Source organism: Verrucomicrobium sp. BvORR106, assembly GCF_000739655.1.
In the GTDB taxonomy this organism is placed as follows: domain Bacteria; phylum Verrucomicrobiota; class Verrucomicrobiia; order Verrucomicrobiales; family Verrucomicrobiaceae; genus Verrucomicrobium.
Genome location: NZ_BATR01000112.1, coordinates 110,163 through 135,816, shown reverse-complemented (window position 1 = coordinate 135,816; position 25,654 = coordinate 110,163). Strand labels below are relative to the sequence as shown.

General features: G+C 60.9%; 18 protein-coding genes. 10 read left to right on the top strand and 8 right to left on the bottom strand.

Annotated features, from left to right (window positions below):
- Positions 1-21 precede the first annotated feature (21 nt).
- From BV106_RS20080 to BV106_RS20065, 4 genes are all read right to left on the bottom strand, one after another.
- Positions 22-1,206 (bottom strand): HlyD family secretion protein, encoded by a 1,185-nt coding sequence (locus BV106_RS20080; RefSeq protein WP_038167543.1) that lies wholly within the window; start codon positions 1,204-1,206, stop codon positions 22-24.
- Entirely contained in the window at positions 1,206-1,655 is a 450-nt protein-coding gene (locus BV106_RS20075; protein ID WP_081891987.1) for a DUF3302 domain-containing protein, read from the bottom strand. Before BV106_RS20075 ends, BV106_RS20080 begins: the two co-directional genes overlap by 1 nt.
- 54 nt (positions 1,656-1,709) lie before the next feature.
- Entirely contained in the window at positions 1,710-2,678 is a 969-nt protein-coding gene (locus BV106_RS20070) for a hypothetical protein (protein ID WP_038167541.1), read from the bottom strand.
- Positions 2,679-2,776: 98 nt separating this feature from the next.
- Positions 2,777-4,123 (bottom strand): OprD family outer membrane porin, encoded by a 1,347-nt coding sequence (locus BV106_RS20065; protein WP_081891985.1) that lies wholly within the window; start codon positions 4,121-4,123, stop codon positions 2,777-2,779.
- A 177-nt stretch (positions 4,124-4,300) separates the two neighbouring features.
- Between BV106_RS20065 and BV106_RS20060 the strand changes: the two genes are divergently transcribed.
- The 5 genes from BV106_RS20060 (at position 4,301) to BV106_RS38705 (ending at position 9,151) form a co-directional block, all read left to right on the top strand.
- On the top strand, positions 4,301-4,975 hold the full coding sequence (locus BV106_RS20060) for a response regulator (protein WP_265595883.1): 675 nt from the start codon (positions 4,301-4,303) through the stop codon (positions 4,973-4,975).
- 209 nt (positions 4,976-5,184) lie between these two features.
- Positions 5,185-5,583, top strand: coding sequence for a response regulator (locus BV106_RS20055; RefSeq protein ID WP_038167536.1), 399 nt, complete (start codon positions 5,185-5,187; stop codon positions 5,581-5,583).
- An 85-nt stretch (positions 5,584-5,668) separates the two neighbouring features.
- The gene (locus BV106_RS20050; protein ID WP_038167534.1) at positions 5,669-7,273 is read left to right on the top strand and encodes a hypothetical protein; all 1,605 of its coding nucleotides are present in this window, start codon (positions 5,669-5,671) and stop codon (positions 7,271-7,273) included.
- Between the two features lie 32 nt (positions 7,274-7,305).
- Positions 7,306-8,571, top strand: coding sequence for a hypothetical protein (locus tag BV106_RS20045; RefSeq protein ID WP_038167531.1), 1,266 nt, complete (start codon positions 7,306-7,308; stop codon positions 8,569-8,571).
- 382 nt (positions 8,572-8,953) lie between these two features.
- Entirely contained in the window at positions 8,954-9,151 is a 198-nt protein-coding gene (locus BV106_RS38705; RefSeq protein ID WP_265595882.1) for a hypothetical protein, read from the top strand.
- A 37-nt stretch (positions 9,152-9,188) separates the two neighbouring features.
- On the opposite strand, the gene BV106_RS20035 is transcribed toward BV106_RS38705, so the two are convergent.
- Complete coding sequence (locus tag BV106_RS20035; protein WP_038167527.1) at positions 9,189-9,875, bottom strand: hypothetical protein; 687 nt, start codon at positions 9,873-9,875, stop codon at positions 9,189-9,191.
- A complete protein-coding gene (locus BV106_RS38700) occupies positions 9,872-10,594 on the bottom strand; it encodes a hypothetical protein (RefSeq protein ID WP_265595881.1) in 723 nt (240 codons plus the stop codon). The genes BV106_RS20035 and BV106_RS38700 overlap by 4 nt, the downstream gene beginning before the upstream one ends.
- Before the next feature lie 1,276 nt (positions 10,595-11,870).
- On the opposite strand from BV106_RS38700, the gene BV106_RS20025 reads away from it, so the two are divergent.
- Positions 11,871-15,254 (top strand): hypothetical protein, encoded by a 3,384-nt coding sequence (locus BV106_RS20025; protein WP_038167524.1) that lies wholly within the window; start codon positions 11,871-11,873, stop codon positions 15,252-15,254.
- A gap of 126 nt (positions 15,255-15,380) precedes the next feature.
- Positions 15,381-22,193 carry an autotransporter-associated beta strand repeat-containing protein gene (locus BV106_RS20020; RefSeq protein WP_038167521.1) on the top strand — a complete coding sequence of 2,271 codons (6,813 nt, stop codon included), beginning with the start codon at positions 15,381-15,383 and terminating at the stop codon, positions 22,191-22,193.
- 352 nt (positions 22,194-22,545) lie between these two features.
- Here BV106_RS20020 and BV106_RS38695 read toward each other — a convergent pair whose 3' ends face one another.
- Positions 22,546-22,719 (bottom strand): hypothetical protein, encoded by a 174-nt coding sequence (locus BV106_RS38695; RefSeq protein ID WP_265595880.1) that lies wholly within the window; start codon positions 22,717-22,719, stop codon positions 22,546-22,548.
- A 204-nt stretch (positions 22,720-22,923) separates the two neighbouring features.
- On the opposite strand from BV106_RS38695, the gene BV106_RS20015 reads away from it, so the two are divergent.
- Positions 22,924-23,667 carry a response regulator transcription factor gene (locus BV106_RS20015; protein ID WP_051946090.1) on the top strand — a complete coding sequence of 248 codons (744 nt, stop codon included), beginning with the start codon at positions 22,924-22,926 and terminating at the stop codon, positions 23,665-23,667.
- Positions 23,668-23,705: 38 nt separating this feature from the next.
- Here the strand turns inward: BV106_RS20015 and BV106_RS37430 are convergent, their stop codons facing one another.
- Positions 23,706-24,062 carry a hypothetical protein gene (locus tag BV106_RS37430; RefSeq protein WP_081891983.1) on the bottom strand — a complete coding sequence of 119 codons (357 nt, stop codon included), beginning with the start codon at positions 24,060-24,062 and terminating at the stop codon, positions 23,706-23,708.
- Between the two features lie 219 nt (positions 24,063-24,281).
- Between BV106_RS37430 and BV106_RS20010 the strand changes: the two genes are divergently transcribed.
- Together BV106_RS20010 and BV106_RS20005 are read left to right on the top strand one after the other, a co-directional pair.
- A complete protein-coding gene (locus tag BV106_RS20010; RefSeq protein WP_051946089.1) occupies positions 24,282-24,758 on the top strand; it encodes a DUF2892 domain-containing protein in 477 nt (158 codons plus the stop codon).
- Positions 24,759-24,982: 224 nt separating this feature from the next.
- Positions 24,983-25,486, top strand: a complete 504-nt coding sequence (locus tag BV106_RS20005) for a ferritin-like domain-containing protein (RefSeq protein WP_038167520.1) — start codon at positions 24,983-24,985, stop codon at positions 25,484-25,486.
- The last annotated feature ends 168 nt before the right edge of the window (positions 25,487-25,654 follow it).

Genomic DNA, 25,654 nt, shown 5'->3' with positions numbered 1-25,654 from the left:
GAGAGAGGGTGCAGCGCTTGCTCAGTGAAGCTTGAAGACAAACCAGTCGACCTTGGTGGACACACGGACGAAGACCTTCCGGATGATGTGAAGGAACTTGCCCTTGTCCGTGTAGATGGCACCACCGCCCCGGGCTCCTGCCGCCAGGAATAGCTCGCGGTCTTTGGGTTCAACCAAGAGCCGCACCGCGATGCGTTGCTCCGGCATCTCCTTGGGCAGCGTATTGGGAAGATTGCCGTTGATGGGCATCTGCCCTTGGGCCGTGGCCCAGAGGATGGAGTCCACCTTGCATTTGATGATGCGGTCCGGGTAAGTCTTGAGGAAGATCTCCGCCTCATTGCCCGGCTCCACGTAGCGCAGCTCGTTCTGGTGATAGAAGGCCAGCACCCAGGGATCATCTTCTTCGATAAAACTCATCACCGGGAACATGGGGAGCTGCACTGCCCGTACTCCAGGCCGCAGCGCCAGGTTGGCTACCCGGCCGTTGGACGGTGCCAAAAAGGTGGTGCCCTCCAGATCATACTTGGCTGCCACCAGATCCGCTTCTGCCTTGGCAATCTGCGCCCTGGCCTCGGCCACCTCGTCAATCTCACCCGCCTCGGTACGCGCCTCGATCTTTTGTTTGATCTTGGACTCGCTGGCCTGCGCGCCAGCGATCTGACTGGTCAGCTGTGCCACGTCAGACTCCGCCTGCTCCTGCTCCGCCCGGCGGCCTGCGCCGGAGGATGCCAGTTGGGTGAACTGGGATACACGTTTCTTCGACAGCTCCAGCTTCACTCGGAGCGCCTCCGTATTGGACTGGGCATTCTTCAGTTCATCATCCAGCCCCCTTTGATACGCCTGCGCCGTGATGAGCCCCACCTTCAGTTCCGCCAGCCTCGCTTGCGCCGCATTCACTGCTTCCTGGAAGGGCACCGGATCAATCTTGAAGAGCACATCCCCCTTCTTGATGGGACGGTTCGGCTCGATGGGCACTTCCGTGACCTGCCCGGAAACCCGCGGCACCACCGGAATCACGTAGTTCATGGAGCGCACATCATGCGATGAGGGCGCCACAATGTTCATGAACAGAATGATCACGGTGAGCCCGAAAATGGGCAGCGTGACCACAATCACCTGGCTGACGATGTTCCAGGGCAGCAGCTTGAACTTGAAGAAGATCAGCCAGACAAAGATCGAGTAAATGATAAGCAGGATGAGTTCCATTAGACCGTCCCTCCTTTTTCGGGTTCCGCTTTCTTCCCATGACCGTGACCGACCGTTTCATCCACGTCCGTCCCGTAGGCGGCCTTGTAGAGAACGGGCTTCATGTAGGCCCACAGCCAGGCCAGCGGCCAGAGCAGGCCCCCAAAGACGAGCGAGAGCAGGCACAAGCACTGGATGGCACCGGTCTGGGGATGCTGTTTCTTCTCAGCAATCTTCTCGGGCAGGATGTGCACCAGCCAGAACACTACGATGCCAATGATGGGCCCGATGATGATGGCCACCCAGGAGATGACGTTGGCGACGGCATCCAGCGTCTCGCCGTGAAAGAGAGACGCATGGGCCTGGCCCGGCTGGATCAGCAGAAACAGCGCTGGCAGCAGCCACACCGCGGTTCGAGGGAGGGGGCACGCCGCCAACCTGGGCGGTCCGGTGTTGATCGAGAGGTTCATGAGTTTGAGGTGAGAGTTGATTTCACAGGCTCGAAGAAGGGAGAAGATGTCGGCTCATGCCGGACCGGCCTCTTGCCGTGCGATCGCGGCCTTGGTCGCGTTGATGTTGGCGAGTTCGATGACATACTCAGAGTACCCCTGGAAGAGAGAGCCGAAGTCGCGCCGCAGCGTGACCACCGCGTTGCGCAGGGCTTCGTCCATGTTCTTGGCATCCTTGGCACTCGTAGAGGTGGTCGCAGTCTCGTAGCCGGAGGTCACCTCCAGCTGCTGGGTCTTCCGCGTTTTCACCAGCTCATCGCAGCGCACCAGTTCCGTCATCAAGGCATTCCGATCCGCCTCGGACTTGGAGGCCGCGATACGGTCTGAGATGACCCGCTTCTGCCGCTCGATGGAGTCAATGCTGCGTTGCAACCCTTTGGCCACCTTGTCCCGCTGTGAGTTGGTGTGGGCGCTCAGCCGGCGATTCTGTTTGTAGTCCTCGTTTTCGGCATAGGTGGGTCCGTTCCAGCTGTCGCCGGTGACCTTGTAGCGCTCGTAGTCCTTGGGGGTCGGCAGAGACGCGGTGAGCCCCATGATCTGCTGTACCCGCTTCTCAATCCGGGTGTCAAATTTCGCAATGGCCGCCTGCTTCTGTTCCGGTGTCAGATTCACCGTGGGGCGACGCAGCTCCTCCTGCAACCGTGCTCGGCGCTGCTGGTAGTAGGAAATATTCTTCCCCAGCGCATCAATGGTCTCCACCTTGATTCGAGTCATCTTGGACTTGCTGTCGTCAGAGTCCCCCACTTTTCGCAGGGTCTCCACGATGCGGTCCACCGTGTCCTCGATGCGGGAGTCTGCCGCCTTCAGCTCACCCCGCAGCAGGGCGGCTCGATCTTCCCTGGCCTTCAGCTGGGCCTCCAGCGCAGTCGGCTCTTTCGCCAGAGCCGGGATGGAGGGAATACCCCAACCCACTAGCATGGCGGCCATGAGCAGCAGGGTGCCGGAGGAGTGGACCGGCTTCAGAAGGAATCGTGCTTTCTTCATAAAGGTTGCGTGCTTTAAGGGGTGGATTGCGAAGCGTGCCCCATCCTCTTGCATTCAGGCGCAGGTTGCTATCGGCCTTTGGTCCTACAGACCCCCAGTCAAAAGGTGATCGAGTAGTTGCAGATCACACGGAAGTCCTTGAGGTCGTCCCCTGTACCACCCCGTTCGTCCACGATCGCGTAGCGTAGCCGCAGGGAGAGCCCCTTCAATACCCCCTCTGGAGCAGCCCACTGCAGATTGAGGTCGTACTCATCCCTTGCATACTGGTTCGCGGGATCCGGATCAAGACCATGCACCCACAGCGCGTACGCGCTCAGTCCTTCGACCCACGGGATGTCGTAGGCAGCCCTCAGCATGATGGCATCTTCCCCGTCGCGGTTGTAGTCCTCCACCTGCACGGCAGTGTATCCGGGATTGCCGCTCCAGGGGTTCTGGATGCCGCCATCACCCATGATGTTGGTGTAGGCCGCGGTAACCAAGGCGTCCCCCACTGGAAGCTCAGCCTTGATGCCAAACTGCTGGCTGGAATCCCCATCCTCCAGCAACAGATCATCGCCCACACTGCGTTGGTCGATAAACTGCACGGCAAATCTAGGTTTCAGCTTCTCACTGATCGGCACCTCCAGCTTGGCCTCCGCATAACCGATGTTCATGACATCATGGCAATAGTAGTCAATCGCCCCCACAGAGAAGTCCCCCTTCTTATAGAGAGCACCGGCCGTGAAGACTCCCCTGTCCGCGTCCGCTCCCGCATCCCTGCCCATGGAGACGAAGTCATCAGAGTTGCGATCTTTGATCGCATCCACATAGCCCAGGCCGTACTTGAGCGTGGCACCTTCACTTCCCAGATCTGTGGTGCCCTGCAGGGAGATCGCCTCAAAGGTATTGGGCGTCATGCGTGAGTCATTGCGGTTGATAAACGGCGTGTCGTACTCCTTCCGGCCAGCATACAGATGAAGGTCATCCATGATCCGCACATCCACATAGGCCTCACCCAGGACGGTGTACCCCTCCTGCCCGGCAGCCAGGATGAGAGTGCCGTCCCGCTCATCGTCTCCAGACAGGTGCTGGGAAGTGTACGCCGTGACGCCAAACGCCACGTGATCCAGGAAGTACCCGGTTTTCACCCCTGCCCAACCCCCGGTGGCCAGAGCCTCGCTGATGGAGCCGTCATACTTCTCCCGGTAGAAGTAGTAGGTGCGGGAATGCAGCGTGAACTCCGTGTCCTCCAGAGCCGATTTCCGCTTTTCCCGTCGCCACTCAAGGTCTCTCCAGTCAAAGGATTCATCGAGGGGCGTCTGCCCCTGCTCGGTGGAGCTCGCCGCCGCCCCCTCTTTGGCAGGAGTCTGCTGCTGACCATGGGCTACGGGGGACAACCCAGCGACCAAAGAGATCCCACCACCTATGACCGCCAGCCACACCCGGGAGCAATGCCGTGTTTTCATCTGGGCCGCAGCATGACGAATCTCTCCCCATCAGACCATCGGACCTTGGTCCTATTCCTTCCTTTCCAATGCATTAGCATGCACCTAAAGCTCAACCAATTTCGATTGTAGAAACTAGAGATTAGCTTGACACTTCGCCAAGGAACGGAGAAAAATGACGAACTCTGGGAGCCATGTATGCAAGCAGAACCAACGATGATGGAGTCTCCGCCTGCCCATCCGGCAGGAATGGTGTGTGTGGTGGATGACGACGGTCCGGTCCGCAGAAGCATCGAGCGACTGATCCGTTCCTGGCGGATGCAGGCCACCAGCTTCCCCTCTGCCGCCACCTACCTGGAATGGTCCCGCCTAACTCCGCATCCCGAGGCCTGCTGCCTGGTGCTGGATGTGTGCATGCCGGGATTCGACGGACTGGAGCTCCAGCAAAATCTCGCCGACAAGGGCATGCAGATCGTGTTTCTGACAGGCCACGGGGACGTGCCCACCTGCGCCACGGCCATGAAGGCCGGAGCCGTCGATTTTCTCACGAAACCGGTAGAGGAGGACAGGCTCTACACCGCCATCGCCGCCGCACTGGAACGGTCCAATCAGGCCCGCCTAAGTGCACAAGAAAGCATCGCTGCCAAAAATCGGCTCCAGTCCCTGACTGCACGTGAGGTGGAGGTCATGCGTTGCGTGATCGCGGGCATGCTCAACAAGCAAATTGCCGATGTCTTAGGCGCTGCAGAAAAGACCGTAAAAATTCACCGCGGCCGCGTCATGGAAAAGATGGGTGTGTACTCTGTTGCCGATTTGGTGCGTTCGGCGCAAGCCGCTGGCGTGCGCCCCATGGAGTCCCCCAGACTCAACTAGCCGCCACCGGCATTTTGCTACTCCGCTGATCAACAGTTAGTTTCATCACTGCAGAGCTCTGCACGATCTGGCCAACGCGCTTCAACGAGTCCAAACAGGTGACTCGAATCAGCGACTAGCCCTCCGTATGATCCCGGAGCCTCATGTAAGACCTAGGTCCGATAGGCTGCGACGCGCGAATATTGGAGTGTAATCCCGACTCCAACGCCATGTTACCCCCGCCGATACATGTTTATATCGTGGACGACGATCCGTCAGTCAGGGCTGCGTATGCACGACTGCTGCGATCCGCCACGATGGAGGCGCAGACCTTCAGCTGTGTGGAAGAATTTCTGAACGCCAGAGTCACCGATGCCAATTCCTGCATCGTCTCTGATGTGATGATGCACGGCACAAGCGGCCTCGAGCTGCCGGACAAGCTGGCCCACTCGGGCCGGCAGATTCCAGTCATCTTCATCACGGCCCACGACAACAAAGAACTACGAGACCAGGCCCAACAGCTTGGGGCCGTCGCACTGTTCCGGAAGCCCGTCGATGGCCAGGCCCTTCTGGATGCCATTGCCTGGGCCGTGACCAAACCCCGTCCGCTCGGAGCGCAAGGCGGCTGAGAGTCCTTGGCGAAATAGGACCAAGGACTCATAGATAAGCCGCCCATCCCCGTGCAGAATGGCGATGATGGCTCCCCTTACACGCATGTCGCTCCGCGACCTAGTCCTGTGCACCGCCCTCTGCGCCTCGCTCAATGCCTGCTCGACCCTGCCGTCGGCCGGTGTGAAGGACGCGGATCCCCTCGGAAAGGCCCTCGCCACCACAGAGAGTCTTGATGCCGCCAGATCTCCTGCCAGCGTCAACACCCCGCCGATCTCCGCCCACGTCACCGAGGAAGTGGTGGTGGCCTGGCAGGAGCAGGCGGGCGGGTTCAAGAACCGGACCCCCATGCTGGTACAGCATGGAGGCCAAACCTACCGACTCACTGCCACCGCCCCGGCTGATATCCAGATCGATGAACTGGTTCCTGTCGTGCCGCAGGAAAAGCGGAAGCTGGCAAACCCCGTACTCCGTCCCGGAGTGGGCACCCCGTTCGTCGCCCACTGGTTCAGCACGGAAGAGCGGAGGAAGACCCACCCCTTCCTCTCAGAAGTCGGTTACCTCCACCCCGTTACGGTCACGCTTGCCTTTGGTCCCCCCTCTCCTGCAGGGCGTGAGGTCAGGCTGGTCGTGCATGACGTGCGGCGTGAGGAAACTGCCGTCGTCTCAGGCAAGCGCCAGCCACTGGCGGCCGACTTCAGCGCTCCGGGGGAATGGATCCTGCAAGCAGTGTCCACCCGCAAGGATCTGGGCATGTCCGGCTTCGGCGCGATGCGAAACAGCGCGAAGTATCTCGACAAGATGGGTTTGTTTGGGCTCGAACCGCCTGCTCCAGACCGCGTGCCCGTCATCTTTGTGCATGGCCTCATGTCCCGCCCCCTCACCTGGCAAAACGCCTTCAATGAGCTGACGGCCGATCCCGTGATCCGGAAAAAATATCAGATCTTCTTCTTTCGCTATCCCTCCGGCGTACCTGTCGCCTTCAGCGCCAAAAATCTGCGCTCGGAACTGGCAGGTCTTCATGATGAGCTGCATCGGCTCGGCAACGACAAAGCCGCCGATCACATGGTCCTCATCGGCCATAGCATGGGCGGCCTCCTCAGCAAGATGCAGCTTGTCCGCAGCGGCGACCGGCTCTGGATGAACATCCTGGGAGACACGCCGGACAAACTCAAGCTCAGCCCGCAGGAGCGTGAGGCGTTCAAACCCTACATGGAGTTCGAGCCCAACTCGCACGTGGATCGCGTCATCTTTGTCTGCACGCCACACCAGGGCAGCAAGATGGCTCAGGGCCTGGCCGGAGCCATCGGCCGCGGCGTGATCAGCCTGCCAGGCCGCATCCTCGGTTCCACCTACGACCTCATCCAGGGCGATGGTCCTGACAACCCCATGATGAAGAAATTCCTGGGCAAGGGCATCCCCAGCAGTATCGAGAACCTCAACCCTGAGTCCCGCTTTGTGAAAACCTCCACCCAGCTCGAGCTCAAGCCCGGACTCCACATCCACTCCATCGTCGGGAACCGGGACGGACGCCTACTCACCGATCCGAAGTGCTCAGACGGAGTGGTGCCCTACACCAGCGCCCACCTGCCCAACGTGGAGTCCGAGCTCGTCGTCAATGCCGACCATGGCGCGCATGCCAAGGCCGAGGCCATTGCAGAGATCCGCCGCATTCTGCTGCTCCACCTCAAGACGATTTCCTACCGCTGACATCTCAGACAGCTCCACCGTCCAGCCGTGCCATGAAGATCCATCCAGCCTTCGCGCTTGGCACCAGCGGCATGCTGGTCGCCACCCTGCTCACCTCCTGCGGCCTGATCGGGCTGCGAAAGCATGTGGAGACCCTGGAGGCCCGCGGCAATGTCACGGTACGGGTTACTCCCCCACCCAGGTCCCAGCCTGCCACCTATGCCCTCGCCTGGCGCATGGAGAACGGCAGCCGCAAAGACTCAGCGGGCTTTCAGCAAGTTCCTGCCAGCGGTATCGCCTCGTTTAACTTGGGCCTGGACCACCTGTATCGCGTAGGAGCGTTCACCGATGACAATGGCAACAACGCCTATGATGCAGGCGAGCCGCTCGACTTCATCAAAGACGTCAAGCCGCTGTCCCTGACGGATCCCAGCGTGAAGCCCAAGATCTGGCCGCTCACACTCCGCAGAGACCACGGACTGCCCCCAGGCACCGTCATCCAGGTGCCCAAGCAGAACGACGCCCTGGGTGGCAAGACCAACCTCGCCCTGGGTGAAGTAGCCTCGCTGGACGATCCCAGGTTTGCTCCGGAGGCAGGCAGCAGCGGCTTGTGGCGCCCGCTGGACTTTCTGAGTAAGAACACCCTCGGCATCTACTTCACCGAACCCTACGATCCCCACCGAATTCCGGTGCTGTTCGTTTACGGCATCGGCGGCAGTCCGCAGGACTGGCGTTATTTCATCAACCACTTTGACCGGAAGAAATACCAGCTCTGGTTCTACCACTACCCCAGCGGCATGCGGCTGGACCGCGTCTCGGGGGCCCTCTCTCTCGGCTTGCGCTCGCTCAAGCGCCAGTATGACTTTACACAATGCTACGTCGTTGCCCACAGCATGGGCGGCCAAGTCTCGCGCCCAGCCATCTGCACCGCCGTGGCGGATGAAGGCCAGAACTTCATTCCCAAGTTTGTTTCCATCTCCACCCCCTGGGGCGGACACAAGGCCGCCGAGCATGGCATCCGTCACCTCAAAAAGCCGGTCCCCTCTTGGCTGGATGTGACACCCAACAGCGACTTCCTTGCCCGGATCTACAGCACGCCCCTTCCCCGCGGCACCACCCATGACCTTGTGTACGGCTCCATCGATGGCGGCCCCTTCTGGATGAAAGAACTCAACGACGGCGTGGTCACCGTGGAGAGCGAAACCGACCTCCGCATCAAGCAAAGCACCACCTCCTTCAAACATCTGACCCGGGAACACGTGGAGATCTTGAACCAGGAGGAAACCCTCCGCTGGGTGGAGAAGCTGCTGGCAAATTGAGCGCCAAGGACGTCGACACAGGATTCATCCTGTCTATGGTCCACCCCCACATGGACAGAGCCCTCTACGACGACGCGTGGCTACGCTTCAGGCTGTTTGATGAGCTGTCGTGGCACCCAGAACGACTCGGCAAGCGTCGTCGCATCTTTGCCGCCAAGTCAATCTCCCTCACGACTGACATGTACCTCGAACCCGCCAGCCCGGAACCGCACCGGGAATGGAAACTCAACGGCGGAGAACCAATCCAAAGCTTGTTCAGCCATTTGGGGCACTCGCCAGCAGAAACGAGGCATCGATCCTCTACGCCACGAACGACGACGGGGCATTTTTGGTCCCCCACTGGGAGCGAGAGTTTTCGGCAGAACACTGGACGCCCGATATCTTGTCAGAGTTCGAGACCACTCCAGCGGAACAAGGAGGTGCCCAGCACCTTGTCCTGCTCTTTCGCGCTCGCCAGTCTGCAGTGATTTTCACCAAGCACTCAGGTCTCCAGATTGACTACTACGGAAGTACCGGGATGTGGCAGGAGCTTTCCGACATGCTCTATCGCAAGGTCGCCAGGCCCTCCAATGGCTCGTAGTCCAGACCGCCCGCGCAATCTTCTTGGTCGTATCCCCTCACTTCTTGGCGGACAACCCCGCCGTGGTAGCGGGCGAGTCCTTCTCCCGCAACATCTGGTCATACTTGCCCCGATCAGCAAAGTACGCAGCCCCATCCAGCGGAGTGCCGTCATTGAAGACGATGTGAAATCGGCCGCCCGTCTCATGCGCCAGACGCTGCATGGCCGGGGCACCCGCACTGGTGTGCATCAGGAAGGTGTTGATGCTGGCGTGGGCCTTCTTCTCTTTGTTGTAGCCCAGAATAAGATCCACGTCCGCGCCACCCGTGCCGTCGGTCATGAAGATGATGGTCTTCGGCGCAGGGTTCATGTTCAGCGCGATCTTGAAGGGCCAGCGCCAATCCGTGCCGAACCACCGATCCTTGCCCTCCAGGTCCTTCATCGTTTCCCGGGTGTGCAAAGGCGAGGAGTCGATCCAGTCGTCGGATGGCAGTTCCTCATCCTTCCCTTCGAAGGCCCAGTCGCTGGCCACGCCATTGGGTGAGAAGAAGCGGTACTTCGTCCGGCTCCGATGAACAGCATAGGTAACCCGCTGGTCACCCCGCTGCTGGTCGATCTTCCAGCGACTGCCAGCAAACCGGGCCCCACCCGCAAAGAGAATCACTTGGTACTGGGATCGAGGCGGGAGTTTGGAAAGCGTCTTGCCCATCTCCGCCACCACCAGATCCATTTGGGAGACTTTCATCGAGTTCGAGAAGTCCAGGATGAAAGCCACGCGATCGAGCGGCGTGCTGAAGCCGAAGAAGCTGACTCCCCTGGCTGAGCCAATGCCCATGCCCACGCCCGATCCCCCCCTTTTCCCAGAGAGCCGAAGCCACCTGCCTTCATGGACTGCGTGCCCAGAAACTCACCTGAATCCGGCATCTCCAGCGCCTCCAGAGGCAGGTCTGGAAGCGCTATCGAAGCCCGGTCACTGGTGCTGACCAGGCGCTGACGCGGCAGCGGATTCTGCAGATGATTGTATCTTTTGGCCTGCACCTGATGCGCCAACTCACGGGTGGCTTCCTGACCTTGCTTGCTGCCACCTCCAGGGAGGAAGTCCACCTTGCGCTCCGTCACCAACGTGCTGACCACAAAAGCTGCGAGAGTCAGCAACGCGGCATGGATGCCAAGGCTCAGCAAAAGCGAACCCCCACCCAACCGGCGCCAGTAACTCGCAACCACTGGTGAGGCTGGCAGGGAGGCGGCAGGCAATGAAGAGCCCCCAATCGGCGGTGTCGGCGGTGTCGGCGGTGTCGTCGGTGCGGGTGCGGCAGGTACCCCAGTCAGATTATCGGGCTCAGGTGAAGGCTGCGTTGCCTGGGTCGGCACTTGGCGGACGTGCCAGGGATTGTCCTCGGGCGGACGCAGCTCCTGAATCTGCACGACAGGTGCGGGCTTGCTGACAGTGGGGAAACTTGACATGATGAAGTTATTTCAAAGATCCACCGGCTCCTGCGTCGGCATCAGACCACTGCCAGCAACGTCTCCCGACACGCGCGCCTCGCCTCATCGGGCCTGGCGGCGTCAATAGCGGAATGGCCAATATGGACCGGTCAGCCCTCTCGGGAATGCCCAGGCCCCTCTTTGCCCTTCCGCATCAAGGCGTGGTTGTTGCGAGCAGATGCTGTCAGGAGACTGGAAGGATCATGGGTGAAAAGAGTCAGGGAGGCCCGATGCCCTTCTCGCTTGGAGATCAGTGTATCGTGATGTCGTGATTACCTTCCGCTATCTGGATGGGTCCACAGAATCAATGCCGCCAACAAATGCACACTGATTCAGTGTGCATTGAACCTAGGTGGCAAACTTGAGTTGTCCACCTGAAAAGCCAGAGTTTTTGACTCATGGACCATTTCCGGCTTACCGCAGGCCTGATTCATCCTCGGTTGCAGGGCTACTTGGTTCGTTGAGTCAAACGATCCGTCAGGGGGTCGAGATGCCAGTCGCCTAAAGGCAGAGCGCAGCGGGAATCCGTCCCGCCAGTCTGAAGCTGCGGCATCGTCCGCTGCCACCGGCAACCAGAAGCCAGCAGGAAACGCCTGCCGTTGACGGCTCAGCGAAGCTTTCCTCCAGGAGGTACACGGGCCAATTCAGTTCCGCCCGTGCATTCAATTTATGTCGTGACCTCAACCGGTAAAGATTTTTCGATATAAATTCAAATGTACACTTGGACAGTCAGAATTAAAAAATCTGTTGATTCCTCTAGACAAACCAAACCCGGGACGTAAGATCAATTCACACTGAACTAGTGTACTTTGCAGTTTCCAATCGGCTGCACGGTCTTTCCCTATCCAGACAGCGGATGGAATCAGTATCTTCCAGTGGACCGATCTCGAGGATGAGAAGGCCACGGACCCATCGCTAATACATGCTCCCTTCCCCTCCCAGCATTGTCTCCGGGCCCCACCCGGGCTGTTGATCCCGCCTAACTCATTTCCCCTTTAAGTTCTGGTCGCCTGACCGGGACAGGGGTGTGCACTGCCAGGCCGCCTGCCGCCCTTTGCCGCAGACCGGAAGCTGTGTCGCGCCCTGCTCTGACCAGCACGCCTCACCTGCTCATGGCGGGCCGCGTCTGGTTAGTTCTATGAAATATCTTTTCTTCATCACCTCCCTTTTGCGACGACACCGTCCACTCTGAGCCATGCATTCCCGGCCATCTCTCAAACTAGCCCACCGACACCCGTCGGGGGCTGCCCTCATCATGACCCTTTTTATTGTCGGGGTGCTGACCATCCTCGTGGTCGGATTCCTTTCGACGATGACGACGGAAAGGCAGGCTGCCAGTGCTTATGAGGAATCACAACGGACCAAGCTCGTCGCCCAGGGAGCCGTCGCGCATGCGATTGATCTGCTGCGGACCAACATTCCTGAACCGGCTCGGCTTTCCGAGGGACCGGACACTGCCCCCGGAGAGAACTGGGTCACCAATCCCGGTCGCCTTACCATCTTGAGGGAGAACACCGGCCCAAAGTACATCCCGCTTCACACCGGAGAAGTCACCACCGCCCCCGCACCCGGAGTCCTGCGTGATGCAGAATCTGTGGATCTCAACAAACCTCTGCCGGGGAGAAAGTCGCCAGCCATTGTGCCTGCTGCGAACGGAAGTTCCGCTCGCCCGGAAATGCGGGTTAAATGGGTTAACCTGCTCCAGGACCCCTCCCGCGCCTCGGCCGACGACAATCGCATTACCGGCCGATATGCCTTCTGGATCGATGATGAGAGCACCCGCCTCAACTTTAATACCGCCATGGGCAAGCCCGCCACGGGAGCGGACTCTCACTACGACACCCAGGTGGCTGCGGGCTTCATGCCGCCCGTGTTCACCCGTGGCGGCACCGCCACCACCGCCAATGGCCAGCCTGCCCAGTGGGCATTGGGCAAGCCACAGTCCGTGAATCTGGATGTGCTCTTCAGCAATGCCGCTGACCTGAATCACGAGAAACTGCTCGCGCACTCCTTTCTCAACGGCTTCGCCAGATACCCTGAAGCCATCAAAGACTTTATCAGCGTAGCTGATCCTGACGCGTGGTATGAAGCCAACAAGTTCAATCTCACTTTCTACAATCGCAGCCCGGAGTTCAACGCCTTTGGCCGCTCGCGCCTCTTCACCAGTTATGTGCCGCTTTCACTGGAGGCAGGGCCCAACTTTCAGCTGCCTTTCATCTACGACCCTTCTTCCAACAACGGCGTCGTCATCCCGAAAGGCGTAGAGGGAGACCTTGTCGATGGCACGTTGGAATCCGGGCGTTTGGAGGACAATCAGATCCTGCATCTGAATTCACTCCTCGGCTTCTTCGGCGCCAGTGCGGACATCACCGGCCCCAGCGGCTATGTCTCGGATCAGGCCAACATGGTGAACCGGAACCAGATCCGCATGCTGGTAGAGTACTTCCGCAGAAAGTGGCCCGGCTACAACCGGAGCTTCGTGGAGAAATATGGTGAAGTAGGCGCCTACCAGATTGCCCTCAACATCCTGCAGCAGGCCCGCATGAGCACCACCCAGATCGCGAAGAACCTAGGGAATTTCAGCAATGCCTGGGGCATGCGCAGCACAAGCGTGATCTTCTTCCCCAATGCCTCGGAATTGAGCGGGTACGCCCCGGAACGCTTCTACTGGAGGCTCAAAGACCCCACCACCAACAAGGTCGTGCTCATGCTGCCCCAGACGCCCGGCCCGCACATCACTGAGGTGCGTCTCTTCGCCCAGGCCAGCGAGGCCACGCCTGCACCCAAAACCGGCACCCTCACCGCCAACTCCCGCTACATCAAATACTGGTACGAAGTGGAGTATTACATGCACCCGATGGGTCCGGTGCTGGACCTGAGTTATTTCCCTACGCGGATGGACTACTTCCAGCTCAACGTCCGCGGCGGCGGCAAGACGGCAGCACAGCAGTTTGGCCCCACGGACGGCAACGACACCCGCGCAGACAAACAGTGGCAGAATGATTTCATGAACCTCCTTGCCACCTATCCCGCGGCAGGCACCCTCATCGGCCCAGCAGGTGCCGTTTGGGCGGGGGCCGCGGTGCCCAACCGCGTGGTGGTAAAGAGCCCGGAATTCTACGTGAGCCAGTGGCAGCGCAACGACGCCAACGCCACCGGTGGCAAGAGTGACACCGTAGCCCGCTTTGACAACGACATCCCCAACCTCAACGCGACGCAAAAGACCAACATCTGGGATCCAGTCATCTTTGACAAATCCCTTACCCAGGGGAAGGCACAGTTCACCGTCAAGTGGCGTCCCGGACAGGGCATCACCGGAGCGAACAACCGCCCCCGGCAGATGATCCCGCTCGGCCTCACCCAGAACGACACGCTCCAGGCCAGCTATGTGGTGGACCTCACCAACACCACGACCCCACAGGTCGTGTCCTGGCAGATAGCCGATCCCAATCTGAGCCACGATGTCACCAAGTGGGTCATGACTGGCCCCGGCCAGGAAGGTGCCATCGGCACGCCCGGCAAGGTCAATGTCGGTGAGCCTGACGAAGGTTCCTCGGAGAAGAGCAAGTTCCGCTATGTGCAGCGCACCCCCGAGGACGCGTTGATTGGTGAGGAACCCTACGACCGCCCCGACGAGTACGAGCAGACCAGCCGTGTCGCCTCCCCCGGCTACTGGTCCCTCCTGCACACCGGCATGCGCAGCGGCACTCCGTGGCAGACGGTCGATCTCAGCGCGAATGCCTCCACCAACACTCCGCCGGACTGGCTGCTGCTTGATCTCTTCGGCGCGACCTACCCCATGGCGCATGACCAGTGGAAGATAGACCAGAAACTGCCCGACAGCTTTTCCACGGCCTCCTACATGAGTTCCACCGCCGGGCAGGTGAACTTGAACTCCCGCATCTACCCGAAGAACGACTGGTTCAATCCTCCCGCCCGCAAGCTCCCGCTGGAAGCCGTGTTCAAGCACCTTCGCTCAGATTCACAGGTCACCTCACTCGTGGACGGAATCGACAGCTACCAGTCAGACAGCCAGGTCTTTGACTACGTGGGAGAACTGGCCAACGTCCCCGGCTACGATGGGACCGCTGCCACGCGGTGGGGCAAGGAATCACTGCTCCGCAATATGGCTGGCGTTCTTACCACACGCACGAACACCTTCGGCGTCTGGGGAGTTGCTCAGACGGTGAAGAAACTTCCTCGCAACACGGACAACGGCACCTTTGAGAGCGGTGACCGCGTCACGGGTGAGAAGCGCTTCTACGCCCTCGTGGAGCGTTACATCTGGCCCGGTCGCGATGGAGTTCCAGGAAACGGCCACACCAGCAACGTGGGCAAGTGGGACCGTATCGCCACGCAGACCTCCAAGATCACCACGGCAGACGGCACCACCGACACTCTCTTCCAGCTGCCCGGTTCCCCACCTCTGAAGCGGAGCGGCGATGGGGAACGGCTCGATCTGGATGCCACCGGCACCTATCCCAAGTTTGACGGTCCCGAACCGGTGGGCATGGATGCCTACACCAAGTCAGCCCTGGGCACCATCAATTACACCGCGAGTTCTCTCGAAGACGCCTACAATCCGCCCCAGCCCGTGGTGAAGTACCGCGTGGTTTACTTCAAGTACCTCGATCAATAAGCGGCACCATCCGCCGGATCCTGCACGGAACGGCCCGCGCCTGCTAATTCAGTTTCCTGAAACCGTCACTGACCCTGCCCGGGAAGGACTGGCCAGCTCCCCTCTCCCCCTCCTGCTCCCAGCGTCATGTCATTGCTGCCCCGCCCCCTGGTCCTTGCCGCCCTGCCCATCCTGTCGTTTCTTCCCATCGGAAGCACACCCGCCGCAGACGTCTATAAAGCTGACAACAACACCCAGATCTCGCAGGCAGCGTCATGGTCGGGTGGTGTCCTGCCCACCAGCGCGGATACCTTTGTCATCAGCGATATCTACACCCAAACCGGCAACTTCGGCACCGGGGCTCCTCTCACCTACTTCGGGCTCCGCGTAGAGGGGACCTTGACCTCTCTCATCACCATCAACAATACTGCCGTCGCCAACTTCGTCGCCCTGGGCGCAGGAGGTATCGATCTCTCCACCGGGCATCGCAGCCTCACTATCGGCGGTCTGAAGGCGGATGTGGACCAGACCTGGAACCTGGGATCCAACACCCTCACCTTGGGCAGTGCCCGCCTGCAGGGGGCCGGCAACGTCACCGTCATCGGCACCGGTGAACTGAACCTGCTGGCCAGCAACATCATGACCAAGGGGCTCAATGTGACGGGCGTGCGGGTGAACGCCAGCACGGCGACGTCTCTTGGGGCCACTGCGGCCGTCATCCAGAAGATCAACCCCACAGGTCAGGCCTACCTCACCGCCACCGGCACCTACGCCAACAGTTTCAATCTCTCCGGCACCGGCTGGGGTCAGGAAACCACCAAGCTGGGAGCCCTGCGTCTTGCCAATGGTGCTGCGGTAGCCGGCAGCATCACCCTCAGCGGAGACGCGCTCATCACCGCCTATCAAAGCACCGGCACCCTGGCAGGTGCCATCGGTGAGACCGGCGGCGCCTACGTCCTCCAGCTCGGTATAGCTGATGACACCGGCGTCATCACCCTCTCCGGCACCGTCAATCTCACGGGGGGCACCGTGGCTCGCGGCGGCACCATCCGCTTGGGGGCCAACAACGTCTTTGGCGATACCAATGCCTTCACCGTGAACGGGGCCATCCTGGACTTGAACGGATTCACCGATACCTTGGGCACCCTCACCTTGACGGCGGGAAGCATCGTCAACACCGGTGCCGCCTCCACCCTCGCGGCCACCGACATCATCGCCCAGAGCGGCTCCATCGCAGCCTCACTGGGCGGCGGTAAGCTGACCAAGACCACGAGCGGCACGGTGACCATCACCGGCGTCCAGAGTTACACCGGCGGCACCCAGATCGACGAGGGCATCCTCTTGCTGGACGGTGCCGACCTCCTCTCCCCCACGGGATCCGTGCAGGTCAACGGAGGTGCGCTGGACATCTCCGGGCACAACAACCACGTAGGCGCCGTCGTTCTCGCTGGCGGCAGCATTGTCAACACCGGCAGCACCGCCGCCCTCACCGCCACCTCGTACGAGGTTCAATCCGGTGTGGTGAGCGCAGTGCTGGCGGGTTCAGGAGTCAATCTGGTGAAGAACACCAACGGAACCGTCTGGCTGACTGCAGCCAACACCTACTCCGGCCTCACCACGGTCAACGCGGGCACCCTCCAGGTGACCACTCAGCATGCCGGGGGCGGAGGTTTCACAGTGAACACCGGTGCCCGGCTCGCCGTCGGCCTGACCACAGCAGGCGACTCGCTGGTCGCCAGCTCCCTCACGCTGGATGGCGGCACCCTCGTCATCGATCTGGGCACCCTGCCCAATCCCGCCACCGGCGCTCCGGTCCTGGAAGTGGGGGCCTTCACCATTGGTGCCCTTTCACAGATCGACCTCAGCGGTTCAGCCCTTTCCCTTGGTCAGTTCAGCCTTCTCAGCTACAGCACCATCACGGGCAACTTTACAGACCTCGTCCTAGGCAGCCTCCCCGCCCGAACCCTGGCTGAGCTCATCAACAACACATCTGCCAAAACGATCGACCTCAAGATCACCGGCGTGGATGTGCCCCGGTGGACCGGTCTCGCAGGGAACAACTGGGATGTGAATACCACCACGAACTGGTCCCTCGTCACCGCTGGCTCCACCACCACCTACCTCCAGGGTCCGGCTGGCACGGACAGCGTGCTTTTTGATGACCTGGCAACGAACACGACCGTCAACCTGACCACCGAGCTCACTCCTATCTCCACGACCGTCAACAACAGCACCAAAACCTACACCTTCGCTGGCAGTGGTGCCCTCGCAGGAACGGGAGGTCTCACAAAAAATGGCACCGGCACTCTCATTTTTGCCGGCACGGGCAACTACACCTTCAGCGGAGGCATCTCCCTCAACAACGGCACCCTGCAACTGGGTGATGGGGCCACAACCGGCATCACGCAACCCGGCACCGGGGCCATCGCCATCGCCGCCTCGGGCCGGCTGGAGTTTTTCCTCGCCCCCGGCCAGAACTTGACGATCAGCAATGTGATCCAGGGCAGCGGCACGATCGTTCAGAAGGGCAGCAACGTGATCACGCTGGCTGGCGGCAACAGCGGCTTCAGCGGCTCCATCCTAGTTTCCAGCGGCACACTCAAGGCCGGCTACGACAGCGCCTTCGGCACCGCCGCCATTGAGGTGGGGGTGAACGGCACCCTCGACACCACCGGCTACGACGTAGAGAACCACCTCCTTGTTCGCGGGGGCAAGCTGGCCGTCACGTCCGGATTGGAGAACTACTTGGGAGGCACCATCACTCTCGACAATGGGGGCGCCATCAACACCGCGCTGAACTCCCAGCTCACGGTGGACGACATCATTTCAGGCACTGGCGGCTTCACCAAAGGAGAGGCCGGCACGCTCATCCTCGCCTCAGCCAACACCTACACAGGCGTCACCACGCTGGATCAGGGTCTGGTCCGCCTGGGGCATGCCACTGGATTGGGTGCAGTTGGCTCCGGTAACCAGACCGTGGTGAAGGCCGCCGCCACTTTGGACCTCGCAGGTCAGACCGTGGGCGAATCCCTGGACCTTCAGGGCGGCAAGCTCACCAACTCCACTGGCACCGCCACGGTGACGGGGGGCATCACCCTGACCGCAGCCTCAGTGGTGGACGCCGCCCTCAACACCAACCTGTTGCTGCAGGGGGTGATAGACGGCGCAGGCAGCCTCACCAAGACAGGCACAGGCAAACTGGTGCTGAGCGGTACCAACACCTACGCCGGTGGCACACTGCTCAACGGAGGCACCCTCGTCTTTTCCAACGCCTCGTCCCTTCCCACCACGGGTGTGGTGACTGTGTCAGCCGGCACCGTTCTTGGCTTTAGTTTGGCCATTGATCAGGCACTGCTGGACACACGTGTGGCCACCACCACCAACGCCTTCGTCCTTGCGCTCGGCACCAACACTTCCTCGAACCTCAATCTCTCCGCTTACAGCGCTGTCAGCCTTGGGGCCCTTTCTGACCTCACCTTTTCTGGCTCGCTCACGGTAAGCAGCACCAGCTACCTCTTTGGCGGCGGCGGTGGCGTGTTGACCGTGGCCAGCAATCTCACTGGGACTCGCGGCATCACCATCGGAAATGGCGGCACGGTGGTGCTCTCAGGAAACAACACCCACGTGGGCACCAACTCCATCTCCTCAGGTCTGCTCAAGCTGAACAGCGCCACCGCCCTGGGGGCCGCCACGAACATCCTGGCCCTGCAGTACACCGCTGGCTCGACCACCACCGTGGACCTGAACGGGTACGATGTCACCGTCGGCGGATTCACAGCTCCGCAGAACCCCGCCGCTCTCGTGCAGGTCACCGACAACTCGTCCACACCTGGCATCACCACTCTCACCGTCAACATCGCTTCCGGTAGCAACACCTTCGGCAGCTGGATCCGTGATGGCGCAAATGGTCGCCAGATCGCCCTGGTGAAAACCGGCGCCGGTACGCTGGTCTTCAGCAGCGCCACCAATACCGTCGGTGGCCACACCTTCTCCGGCGGTCTCTATCTGAATCAAGGTACGCTGGATGTGCGGATTAACCAGGCCCAGGGACTCCCGTCCGCTACAGATCTCTACTTCACCGGTACCAGCAACCTCTTGGCCAACAACAACGGGGGCGCAGCCGTGGCTGCCACCATCGTCGCCAACAGCGTGCATTTCCAGGGCGGCCTCGGCACCATTACCCTGAGCAAGTCCAACAACAGCACCAACAGCCTCTTCACCCTCAACGGCACCTTGACCCGCGAGATCGGTGCCGCCGGGAACTTTGCCTTCTCTGGCGTAACGGCCACAGATGTGTACCGCTACAGCTTCAGTGACTTCTTCCTGCCCGCAGATGTTCTGTTCGACAGTGGCATCTACTTCAACGGCAACTCCTTCGCCACCATCGACTACAACACCGGATTCCTCCGTGGTCTTGACTATGTGGGCGATTCCCTCTTGGGGGACACCACCCCAGATACCAACACCGCCAATGCGCTGCTCACGGTCGATGTCGCGACCCTGGGAGAGGTGCTGGTGGACACCACCGCCACCGGCAAGGACCTGCAGATCATCGGCACCGGCCACATCACCGCCCAGACGAGCGAGACGCTCAACACCCTTCGGATTGCTGGAAACAACAACATCACCCTGGCGGCTGGAGCCACCCTGGAGGTGCAAAGCATCCTCAAGGCGGGCGGCAATGCCTCTGAGATCAGCGGCGGCACCGGTCTGGGACTTGCGAGTGGTGACGACCGGGACTTCCTTGTCCGCACAGACCTGGCCACCGACACGCTCACTCTCTCCAGTGTCCTGCTTGGCAGCATCGAGAACGGCCTCACCAAGTCCGGTCTCGGCACCCTGATCCTGGCCGCCTCCAACCAGTACGCCGGCATCACCAACATCCTGGACGGCACGCTCAAACTTGCCCACGTCAACGGGTTGGGTCTCAACTCCTTCGCCGACCGCACGCGAGTCCACTCCACCGCTCTCCTCGACATCGCAGAACTCAGCATCTCAGAGATCATTGAACTCTACAACGGCGGCGCGGTGGGCACCTCCACCGGCACGCTCGGCACCGTCACGGGTGAGATCATCTTGAATGGGAGTGGGAGTCTGCAACCTGCAGCCTCGACCATCTTGCGAGTGAGCGGCATCATCACTGGCAGCGGCAGCCTCGCTCATACCGGAGCCGGCCAGACCATCCTGACCTCCGCCAATACGTTTACCGGAGACGTGAACGTCAACAACGGCACTCTCGTCGTCACCGGGAATCAGAACCTGGGCTTGGGGAACAAGACCATCAACGTGGCCAATGCCGCCCGTCCCGCTGTGGTGCTTGACGGCACTTCAGGCAACCTCACTCTGGGAGCAAACTACTCTTGGAATCTCAGCAGTGATGGCAGCACCGCCACCCTCGGCGCTCTCATCAACCTGGCCGGCACCAACACCATCAACGGCGTCATCCACCTCACCAACGGCGGCGGCGGCCAGGCCAAGATCTACGCCCAGGCCGGGAAGCTCATCATCAACGGCAATATCGACTCCAATACCGCCACCTCCGGCCGCACCCTTTCGCTGGATGGCCCTGCGGAGGGCGAGCTCAACGGTGTGATTAGCGATACCAGCCAGGTGGTGGGCATCACCAAGAGCGGCACCGGCATCTGGACGGTCAACGGAAACAACACCTACACCGGTGCCGTCTCCGTGACGGATGGCACCCTGCGCGTCAGCAACATTGCCGCTATTGGCACCGCCCAGGCTCTGGGCACCGGTGCCGCTGCCATCACCCTGGGCTCAGCGACCACCACCGGCACGCTGGACTACACGGGTCTGGTGGACGCAACGCTGGCCCGCAACTTCACGGTCTCTGGCGTGGGCGGCGGCATCATCAAGAACTCCAGCGGCCACCTTCTCACGCTCAGCGGCATCCTCACCCACAATGCCCGCCCGCTCACCTTCTCGCAGGGGGCCTTCCTCATCACGGGGAACATCACCGGTACGAATGCGAATTCCCACACCATCATCTCCAACGCCCAGGTCACCCTCACCAACACCACCAACAACTACAATGGCAACACGGTGGTGCAGGGTGGAGGCACCCTGAAAAACGGGGCCTCTGAGGTGCTCCCCAACGGGACCACCGTGGCGCTGGGTGACGCCACCGCCAACAGCAACGGCACCTACGACCTGAACGGGTACAATGAAACCATCACCGGGCTCTCTCGTGCCGGCACCGGCCAGGCCGTGGTGACCAACAGTGCAGCGTCAGGAACCAGCACGCTTACCGTCACGGGCACCAGCACCTACGCCGGAACCATCGTGGATGGTGCCAGCGCACAAGTGGCCCTTATCAAGAGCACCGCAGGCATCCTCACCCTGTCTGGCGTGAACACCTACACCGGGAGCACCCAGGTCACGGGCGGCACCCTGGCCATTGCCGTCAACGGCTCCCTCAGCAGCCAGGTCAGTGTGTCCTCCGGAGCCACGCTGGACCTTCTGGGCACCATCAACGGTCATGGAGTGGACTCCTCTGGCAACCTGGTCATCGGCAGCGGCGGTGCCACCGGGCTGGCCACCATCCATGGCGCCCTCACCACCACCGCCACCAGCGGCCTCTTCTTTGACATCAAAGGGGCTGATCGCGGGGCCTCCACTGCCGGCTACGATGCCATCAATGGCCTGACGGGACTCACACTCACCGGCACCATCAATGTCGCGCTGGATGCCGGGTTTACCCCCACGGACAGCAGCAGCTTCAACCTCATCGACTGGACCCTGATCAACAGCGCCTTCGTCAACAACGGCTACACGTTCAACTTCACCGGAGTGGACGTCTCCACTCTCGGGCTGGTGTGGCGTACCGATCTCTTCAGCACCACGGGGACCGTCTACCTCAGTGCCGTCCCTGAGCCCGGGCGCTTCGCGATGCTGGCCCTCGCCCTGGGAATGCTGGTGCTCAGAAGGAAGCGCCGCATGTAATTTATTTGAACCAAGCCCGGAGGGGCCTCTCAGACAAACGAGAGCAGGCATCAGCAATGTCAATAGAAGGGCGGGGTGAGCAATCACCCCGCCCTTCTTCATGAAGGTGACGATCCCGTCCTCCCTGGGGCGCGCGGACGATTCCCAAACGAATCTTAGTTCAGATGAATAAACACTCATCTGATTCCATCAAAGATTCAGTGCCGGTAGCAGACGTTGCTCCGCGAACCGCGTTCCATCCCCAAACCCCTCCCCCCTGACGCACATGAAGCCCCCCTCCAGCCGCCCCTTTTTCGCCATGCTTGCCGCAGCGACCATGGTCCTGGCCACTAGTTTGATGCCGACCACAGCCTCAGCACGTGAAGGTCACAATCACCGCCATGGTGAGGCCACTCATGAGGTTCAAACCGTCGGCCATCGTCACGGCCACCGGCATGGTCACCATCACCATCGTCGTCCACGCATTGAGCAGCGCTTCTGTGGCAGCCATCGTCATCACCACGTCCACATCTGGTACGGCCGGCATCACCGCGTCTACAAGTGCTATGGGCACCGCTAGCTGACCTCTCGCCCTGGCCGGGTAGCAACTGCCCGGCCGGGAGCATGCGAGTTTCCGCTGCAAACTAAGGCTCTGTCAGCATTAATTCGCGGTAAAAACCAAACTCAGCGATAGTTACCCACCGCGATTGCGATACGCCCGGCAGGCACATTTGCCGCGATTCATCGCGTCATGCCTGCCTCCGTTCTTCCCGCTGCTGCCGCTCAGAAGTCCGCTCGCACTTCACGGGTCCTGGTGGTGGATGATCACCCGGGCTTTCGACTTGGCGTCGTCGAAATGTTGCACGACATCGAAGGATTCGAGGTGTGCGGTGAGGCTGCTGATTCAGCCTCTGCCATGGACTCATTTCGTGATCTTCAGCCCGATCTGGTGGTGATGGATATCAGCCTGCCCGGCAGGGACGGTATCGAGGTCACAAAGATGATGCTCGCCGAACGCCCACTTACCTCCGTGCTGGTCCTCACCATGCATGACGAGCTGTTCTACGGGTTGCGTGCCCTCAAGGCCGGGGCCTATGGATACCTGCGCAAAGACGATACCCTCTCCCAACTGGCTGATGCCATCCGCCATACCGCGAGCAGAATCCACTATGTAAGCCCCAAGCTCCTCGCTCATCTCGTCACGAAGCTCTCGCACACCGCCACGGTGGAGCCAGAGGGCAAGCAGGGCATTCAAGGACTCTCCGACCGGGAGATGGAGGTATTTCACTGGCTCGCCAAAGGGCTGGGCACCAGGCAGATCGCGATGCAACTTGGGCTTAGCGTCAAAACCATTGAAACCCATCGGGCGCATATCAAAAGCAAACTGCGCATGCCCACATCGGAGTCGATCGTTCAGCTGGCTCGTGAGTGGCATGAGCTGGACGAACAATCCTGCGCCTTGGCGCACGCTGGCAACGCCCACGAGGAGAGGTGAAGACCTCGCTCAAGTGGGACAAGTGCCAGCCAGTCGGCCTATTCCTGTGAAGGCGGGGTCGCTGGCGGCGCCTGCGGCAGCGCTGGCGCACTTGGCACAGGAGGAGCGCTCGGTGCCGGGGTAGGCGCAGGCGGCGGCCCTGGAGCAGGTGCAGCGGGCGCGCCCGGCACAGCAGGCGGAGCAGGAGCGCCCTCCGGAGTGGCACTGCCGCCTTGCGGGGGTATGGGTGTGGCCGGACGTGTGGGATCGGATCCGGTATCGCGTGGCGTGTCGTAATCCCGCGTGGGCGGCCCTTCCTGCCGCGGCCCATGCTCTTTGTTGCGGTCGCATGCCGTGGCAGCAAACACGAGGAAACAACCAGAGCAGACCAGGAGGAAGGGGCGGAGGGCGTTCATGGGTGTGGGGACAGGGTCTTTTCATACAGATCGGCCCCATCCCGTCCCACGCAGGTCGGGCGATTCCCCTATTTCCCCATCAGGCGGCTGGTCACAGGCCAGTTTGCTGCATTGGAGGCGTTGGGAATCCGGTTGGGCGTCGATTCAGTCGGGAAATCAAACCCAGGTACAGGAATGGAGCTCCTAACGGCTCCCTCCTGCCCCTCACCCCGACTGACGATGAATTCAGCCAATACCATCCGTTCCAGCTATTCCTCGCCTGCCACCGATGACCGCGTGGCCGCCAACACAGCCGATGAGGTGAACCTTCGCATCCGCCGGAAGATGGAGGATCGCCTGACCCAACTGGCCGCAGGTGACAAGGATGCCATCACACAACGTCTCCTGGTGCTGGAACAGGAGTGGGACATCGAACGCGTGCTCGAGGCCAATGCCTCCACGATCGTACTTGCCTCTGCCACGCTGGCGATCGTGGAAGACCGCCGCTGGGGCTGGCTCACCCTGGCTGTGGGAGCCTTCCTGCTGCAACACGCGGTGCAGGGCTGGTGCCCACCTCTGCCAGTGCTCCGTCGTCTGGGAGTACGCACGGCACGGGAGATCAATGAGGAACGTCTCGCTCTGCGCATCCTGCGCGGTGACTTTGCGGTGGCAGTTTCCACTCCTGCAGAAGCCCTGGTGTTGGCTCACGAAGACTGACCCGGGATTCACCAGGGCGTAGCGGAGCCGCATTCCTCCGAGTGCGGCGTTGCATGTCGCATCGTGTGCATCACACCCAGAAGGTCTCGCCGCGATGGGCCGCCCCCTCGATGTCGAATATATTAGTCCTTGAACCCCATTCACGGAAATGGTGATCCCTGAACCTGCCATCAGGGGTGCATCCGTCACCCCCGACCTCTGCCAACTCCGCGATGCCACCATGTATGAAACTCGAAACACTTCACGACGCTTACGTGCATGAACTCAAGGACCTTCTCAGCGCTGAGCGCCAGCTGACCAAGGCCCTGCCAAAGATGGCCAAAGCCAGCTCCAATGAAGAGCTCGCCGCGGGATTTGAAGAACACCTCAGCCAGACCGAGGAACATGTGAACCGGTTGGAGAAGATCCTGTCCGACATGGGCGAGACCACCTCCCGGGTGGAGAAGTGCAAAGCCATGGAGGGCCTCATCGCTGAAGGCTCAGACCTCATCAGCAAGGGAGGGACTCCCGAGGTGGTGGATGCCCTGCTCATCGGTGCCGCCCAGAGGGTGGAGCACTATGAAATTGCCGCCTATGGCACGGCTCGAACCTTCGCAGAAATCCTGGGCGAGTCAGCTGCCGCCAGCGTGCTGCAGACCACTCTGGACGAGGAAGGTGACACAGACAAGAAGCTCACCAAGCTGGCCATGAACACCGTGAACGTCGAGGCTCAGGCTGCAGCCCCGTAATTCTCTTTTATTCGACCCCAATTTTGCGTGGGGAAAATCGCTGCATCCAGAAGCAGCCTCACGCATCTCTGACCCCCAATCCAGCCCCTGGCCGCTCCGCCCCCGGTTTCCCTTAGTCAGGATCGGGCCAGCAGATGACCAGGGGCTGTGATCCTTGGGCCCCGAATC

Excerpts from the sequence above, each read along its gene's own strand:
- BV106_RS20080 (WP_038167543.1), bottom strand. The coding sequence starts at position 1,206 with ATGGAACTCATCCTGCTTATCATTTACTCGATCTTTGTCTGGCTGATC.
- BV106_RS20075 (WP_081891987.1), bottom strand. The coding sequence starts at position 1,655 with ATGAACCTCTCGATCAACACCGGACCGCCCAGGTTGGCGGCGTGCCCC.
- BV106_RS20070 (WP_038167541.1), bottom strand. The coding sequence starts at position 2,678 with ATGAAGAAAGCACGATTCCTTCTGAAGCCGGTCCACTCCTCCGGCACC.
- BV106_RS20065 (WP_081891985.1), bottom strand. The coding sequence starts at position 4,123 with ATGAAAACACGGCATTGCTCCCGGGTGTGGCTGGCGGTCATAGGTGGT.
- BV106_RS20060 (WP_265595883.1), top strand. The coding sequence starts at position 4,301 with ATGCAAGCAGAACCAACGATGATGGAGTCTCCGCCTGCCCATCCGGCA.
- BV106_RS20055 (WP_038167536.1), top strand. The coding sequence starts at position 5,185 with ATGTTACCCCCGCCGATACATGTTTATATCGTGGACGACGATCCGTCA.
- BV106_RS20050 (WP_038167534.1), top strand. The coding sequence starts at position 5,669 with ATGTCGCTCCGCGACCTAGTCCTGTGCACCGCCCTCTGCGCCTCGCTC.
- BV106_RS20045 (WP_038167531.1), top strand. The coding sequence starts at position 7,306 with ATGAAGATCCATCCAGCCTTCGCGCTTGGCACCAGCGGCATGCTGGTC.
- BV106_RS20035 (WP_038167527.1), bottom strand. The coding sequence starts at position 9,875 with ATGAAAGTCTCCCAAATGGATCTGGTGGTGGCGGAGATGGGCAAGACG.
- BV106_RS38700 (WP_265595881.1), bottom strand. The coding sequence starts at position 10,594 with ATGTCAAGTTTCCCCACTGTCAGCAAGCCCGCACCTGTCGTGCAGATT.
- BV106_RS20025 (WP_038167524.1), top strand. The coding sequence starts at position 11,871 with ATGACCCTTTTTATTGTCGGGGTGCTGACCATCCTCGTGGTCGGATTC.
- BV106_RS20020 (WP_038167521.1), top strand. The coding sequence starts at position 15,381 with ATGTCATTGCTGCCCCGCCCCCTGGTCCTTGCCGCCCTGCCCATCCTG.
- BV106_RS38695 (WP_265595880.1), bottom strand. The coding sequence starts at position 22,719 with ATGCCGGCCGTACCAGATGTGGACGTGGTGATGACGATGGCTGCCACA.
- BV106_RS20015 (WP_051946090.1), top strand. The coding sequence starts at position 22,924 with ATGCCTGCCTCCGTTCTTCCCGCTGCTGCCGCTCAGAAGTCCGCTCGC.
- BV106_RS37430 (WP_081891983.1), bottom strand. The coding sequence starts at position 24,062 with ATGAACGCCCTCCGCCCCTTCCTCCTGGTCTGCTCTGGTTGTTTCCTC.
- BV106_RS20010 (WP_051946089.1), top strand. The coding sequence starts at position 24,282 with ATGAATTCAGCCAATACCATCCGTTCCAGCTATTCCTCGCCTGCCACC.
- BV106_RS20005 (WP_038167520.1), top strand. The coding sequence starts at position 24,983 with ATGAAACTCGAAACACTTCACGACGCTTACGTGCATGAACTCAAGGAC.